Genomic DNA, 3,445 nt, shown 5'->3' with positions numbered 1-3,445 from the left:
TCGTCATGCCGTCTGGCCCGATCGGATCCGGGCCGAGGTCACCGCGGCCACTGCGGCGATTGAGCAGCGGGGTGCGGGGCAGAGCCCCGATCTTTCGCCCCGTCGAGGGTTGCGGCCGCGGGGCTCCGCCCCGGCCCCCGCTGCTCAATCGCCGCAGGGGCTTGATATGGCCGCACCGGGCTTGATGAGGCGCGTCCACTCAGGGACGTTGAAGCACGAGGCGGGTCTACTCAGGGACCGTGAAGTAGCGCGCGAAGGCGCGGACCGCCGCGTCCTCCGTGATCCGGGCCGAACCGTCGGAGGCCAACGACTCCGCAGCCGCCCGGGCCACATCCGGCTCCACCCCGAGCACCCCCAGCACACGCCCCGCGGTATCCACCTCGACCCCGGCCTCATCGGCCCCCGCCACCGCGAACGCCCCCCGCAGGAACGGGCGGGCGATCTCGGCGAACCGGTCCGGGCTGTCCCGCAACCGCTTCACCGCCCCGGTCACGAACTCCTCACGGGTCACCCGCTGGTCCCCGTCGACATCCGCGATCCCGGCCATTCCCTGCCAGAACGCCTCGGCCCCGGCGAACAACGACTGCCCCCGCCCGGAACGCGCCGTGACACCGAACTCGGCGAGCAGCGCCTTCGCGGCGACGTAGAAGTCCTCGCGGTCGATGTATCCGTTGCCGTCCTGGTCGAAGCCGGCGAACCGGGCCGCGATCCTCCGCTCGTCCATGCTCATGGGCCGCCTCTCGGGTCGATGGGTCTTACGCAACGGAGCGTACGACGGTCCCGTGCGCGCACGCCCCGAACTGCGGCGATTGTGTCAAGGCCGGTGAAAATCCGGTACAAGCGTTACGCCGACATGGGCGCCGCGTCCTCGTCCACGGCCGAGGCGACGTCCGGGTAGACGTCGAAGAGCCGACGGACGCCGAGGGCGCCGAGGACCCGGTTCACGTGGGAGCCGTCGACCGCGCCCTGGGCCGGCAGGATCAGCCGCAGGCGGCCCTGGCAGGAGCGCATCAGACGGCGCGACGCGATCAGCACGCCGACGCCGCTCGAATCACAGAACAGCACGTCGGAAAGGTCGAGCACGACACTGCGGCGGCCGTCCGCCACCGCCTCGTGCACCTGCTGTCGCAGCGCCGGGGACGTCACCAGGTCCATCTCTCCCGACGCACACACGACGGCCCAGTCGCCCTGCCCTGACTCGGTCACCTTGAGCGCCACGCGCTATGCCTCTCGCTCGGGAATATCGACTATCTGGAATCTGTCCCTACGTTTCTTCTGCGCGGCTGCCCTGCCGCAACGGGATGAAACACTCCCGCAGACCTATCACATATGGCCTGGTTAAGCCCTGGCCGGTCACATCTGAACCAGATCCCTCATCGCGTTCCACAGCGCGAATGGTCTTTACCACCTGCCACTCTCCGGCGACGCACAATGCGGCAAAGGAGCGTGCGTTGTCGGTGCCGACGGTTACATTCGGGTAGAAGGAAAGTAGTTCGGGCAGCCGGTGAGGGGGCCTCATGCCCAAGGACACCCCGTCCCGCTGGGACCGCAGGATGCAGCAGCGCCTGGCCCACGGGGAGGCGGCCGCGCTCGGCGAGCTCTACGACCGGTTCGCCTCGCTGGTGCACGGCCTGGCCCACCGCGTGCTCGACGACGAGACGGCGGCCGACCAGATCACCCGTGACGTGTTCACACAGATCTGGGAGAATCCGGAGTCCTACGACCCCAAGCAGGGCCCGCTGCGCTCCTTCATCGCCACCCTCACCCACCGGCACGCGGTGCAGCGCCTGCGCCAGACCGAGTCCGCCGCCCTCGTGCGCACCGGGCACGGCACCACCGAGGACCTGGAGCGCAAGGTGCGTCACGCCTCCGCAGCGGCCCGCGCCGACTACATCGTGACGTCCATGCCCGCCCCACTGCGCGACGCGCTGAACCTCGCGTACTTCCAGCGCCGTGACTACCGCCAGACCGCCGCCGACCTGGGCGTCACCGAGGACGAGGCCCGCCGCAGGCTCCGCCTCGGCCTGCAACTCCTGTCGACGGCCCACAACGCGGGCACGCCTCCCGGCCACGGCTACGGGAGGCCGGCGTGAGCGCGGCGAACGGACCGGACAGGTTCGACCCCCACGAGGAGGAGCCCGACGGCCCCGGCCCCGCGGACCGGCCCTGGATACCGACGCCCCGCTCCTCCATCGAGGACACCGGCCGCCCGCTGCCCGACGTGACGGCTGCCGAACCGGCCGTCCTGGAGCACCACGTCCTCAAGTCCCTGCTCGGCGCCTGGGCGTTGGCCGCCTGCTCCCCCGAGGAAGCGGCCGCCGTCGAGATCCACCTGGGTGGCTGTGGCACCTGCGCCGAGGAGGCGCTGCGGCTGCGCGACGCCGTGGGCCTGCTGCACGCAGAGGAGAGCCTCGACCTCGACCCGATGCTGCGCTCCCGCGTCCTGGAGGGCTGCCTCACCCGGCGCCCCGCCCGCATCCCCGTGCCCGGCTGGGCCACCTCGTACGACACGGAGACCGCCCGGCTCGACGCGCTGCTCCAGGACATCGGCGACGGCGAATGGCACGCGCCGGTGCGGCTTCGCTGGTACGAGGGGGCGGAGCAGGTCGGCAAGAAGACCACGGTCGCCGGGGTGATCGCCCATCTCACCAGCGTGGACGGCCTGGTCGCCCGCGCCCTCGGCCTCGAGGACCCCGGCGCGCCTGCGCTCCTTGACCCCACCGCGCGCACCCGGGCGTACTGGAGGGCCTCCTACTTCCCGCCCACGCGCGCGGTACGGGCGCCGTGGCGCGAGCAGTCGCACTCCGTCATCCGCACGGTGTCCTTCGCGGGTTCGGACGGGGGCGGTGCCGGGGGTTCCGGTCAACTCCCCGTCTCGTACGGCAATTTCGAGCTCGCGCTGCGCGACGCGATGGTCGACCGGGCCTTCGAGTGCTGGATCCACGCCGGTGACATCGCGGACGCGGTCGACTACCCGTACGAGGCGCCGGCCCCGCGCCACCTCAACCGGATGATCGACCTCGCCGCGCGGATGCTCCCCGGCTCCCTGGCCGAGCGCCGCCGGCACGGCCTAGCGGCCCCCGCCCGGGAGCTCGTCGGCGCGGGGCGACCCGGGCGCAGCCTGCGCCTTGAGGTCGAGGGGGCGGGCGGCGGCGAGTGGCTGATCGCCCTCGACTCCCCCGCGGCGAGTGCCTCCGGCGGGCGGGAGGTGGCGCATGTGGCGCTGGACGGCGTGGAGTTCTGCCGCCTCGCCGCGGGCCACATCCTCCCGGAGGAAGCGGCGGCGGGCCAGGTCGGCGACCGCGAGGCCATCCGCGACGTCCTGTCGGCAACGGCGGGCCTGAGCCGGTTGTAGCGGCCTCACGCCAACTTGCCCTCATCAAGCCCGGTGCGGCCATATCAGCTGCCGCTCGAACTCCCGCTCGGCGGTGTCGTCGCTGCGCAC

4 protein-coding genes are annotated in these 3,445 nt (G+C 72.1%); 2 read left to right on the top strand and 2 right to left on the bottom strand.

Annotated features, from left to right (window positions below; all coding sequences use genetic code 11):
* Positions 1 to 226: 226 nt before the first annotated feature.
* Both ACWD2L_RS40930 and ACWD2L_RS40925 read right to left on the bottom strand, forming a co-directional pair.
* Complete coding sequence (locus tag ACWD2L_RS40930) at positions 227 to 724, bottom strand: EF-hand domain-containing protein (RefSeq protein ID WP_351346043.1); 498 nt, start codon at positions 722 to 724, stop codon at positions 227 to 229.
* A gap of 119 nt (positions 725 to 843) precedes the next feature.
* Positions 844 to 1,218, bottom strand: a complete 375-nt coding sequence (locus ACWD2L_RS40925; RefSeq protein ID WP_351346037.1) for an STAS domain-containing protein — start codon at positions 1,216 to 1,218, stop codon at positions 844 to 846.
* 299 nt (positions 1,219 to 1,517) lie between these two features.
* On the opposite strand from ACWD2L_RS40925, the gene ACWD2L_RS40920 reads away from it, so the two are divergent.
* A complete protein-coding gene (locus tag ACWD2L_RS40920) occupies positions 1,518 to 2,093 on the top strand; it encodes a sigma-70 family RNA polymerase sigma factor (protein ID WP_351346040.1) in 576 nt (191 codons plus the stop codon).
* Positions 2,090 to 3,355, top strand: coding sequence for a zf-HC2 domain-containing protein (locus tag ACWD2L_RS40915; RefSeq protein WP_451193823.1), 1,266 nt, complete (start codon positions 2,090 to 2,092; stop codon positions 3,353 to 3,355). Before ACWD2L_RS40920 ends, ACWD2L_RS40915 begins: the two co-directional genes overlap by 4 nt.
* The last annotated feature ends 90 nt before the right edge of the window (positions 3,356 to 3,445 follow it).

This window comes from Streptomyces sp. NPDC002754, assembly GCF_053592315.1.
The sequence above is the reverse complement of the archived record's forward strand: the minus strand, read 5'-3'. Positions and strand labels throughout refer to the sequence as shown.